3 protein-coding genes are annotated in these 926 nt (G+C 67.6%); all 3 read right to left on the reverse strand.

Features of this window, described 5'->3' with window-relative positions; all coding sequences use genetic code 11:
• The coding region (locus tag IEY73_RS32700) for a hypothetical protein (protein ID WP_189083219.1) at nt 1-236 on the reverse strand (236 nt) is incomplete at its 3' end.
• Nucleotides 237-432: 196 nt separating this feature from the next.
• Nucleotides 433-648: a helix-turn-helix transcriptional regulator gene (locus IEY73_RS32705; protein ID WP_189083220.1), complete on the reverse strand. Its 216-nt coding sequence runs from the start codon at nt 646-648 to the stop codon at nt 433-435.
• A gap of 89 nt (nt 649-737) precedes the next feature.
• On the reverse strand, nt 738-926 hold a 189-nt coding region (locus tag IEY73_RS34010; RefSeq protein ID WP_229716418.1), incomplete at its 5' end, for a helix-turn-helix transcriptional regulator.

The raw sequence follows: 926 nt of genomic DNA on the forward strand, positions 1-926 counted from the left end.
TCAACCGCTCCGGACCAGACGTCCTCCCAGGTGAGGTTGCCGGACTCGACACGGTGGGCGAGCTGGGTGAACGCGGACGGGGCGTCGGCGGGCGGGTCCGCGACGTCGAAGCGTTCATCAGGGATGTTCGTCTCGGCGCTGTCCAACTGCTCGCCACGGTGTTGCCACTGCGCGACCGCTAGGCGGGAGCCATAGAGGCGGTTCTCGACCCGCTGCCGCAGGTCGGCGAGCTCCACGTCCCAGCCGCGTATGTCCGAAGTGTCCCAGCCGCCGCGGACCGTCCGCGACCCCGCCCGCGTGCCATCATCTCGCCGCCCTGACCGGGACGAAGTTTCACGGCGCCGCCCGTCGACCGCTCACCTACCGCCTGTGGGCCTGGTTGGTGTGTCAGCGCAGTTGTCGGCTGGGAAAGCCGGCATGCGATTGTGCTGGTCAGGTCGGGCGGTTGCGGGCGGCGCGGGGGTTCGGGTGGGCGGCGATCCAGGCTTCGACCTCGGATGTCAGCCATATGCGTCCCATCTCCAGGGTGGTCAGCGGTGGCGGGAATCCCGGTTTGGCGGCGAGTTGGTTGAGGCGTTGCCGGCACACCCCGCCGAGCATGAGGCAGACCTCGTGGGGGCCGGCCAGCCGGATGGCGTGGGATTTCATGACGCACGTTTATACACGACAGGTTGTCCTGCGTACAGTGGTTGCTGATCAACGTCGGTGGCGAAGGGGGCGGCTATGGTCCGGGCGGATCAGGGGAGACATCCAGGCGTGTCACGGCGGGGGTTTCCTACGAGGTGCGGGCGATGCTGGGCGATCCACTGGTCGATGTCGTCGGTGAGCCATACCCAGCCGCTGGACAAACGTGCCACCGGTTCGGGGAATCTGGGTGAGTGGGTGATCTGGTAGACGCGTTGGGAGCTGACGCCGAGCATGATGCG

Source organism: Mangrovihabitans endophyticus (assembly GCF_014646155.1).
In the GTDB taxonomy this organism is placed as follows: Bacteria; Actinomycetota; Actinomycetes; order Mycobacteriales; family Micromonosporaceae; genus Actinoplanes; species Actinoplanes endophyticus.

Bases quoted from the DNA above. Each gene is read 5' to 3' on its own strand.
- IEY73_RS32705 (WP_189083220.1), bottom strand. From the start codon at position 648: ATGAAATCCCACGCCATCCGGCTGGCCGGCCCCCACGAGGTCTGCCTC.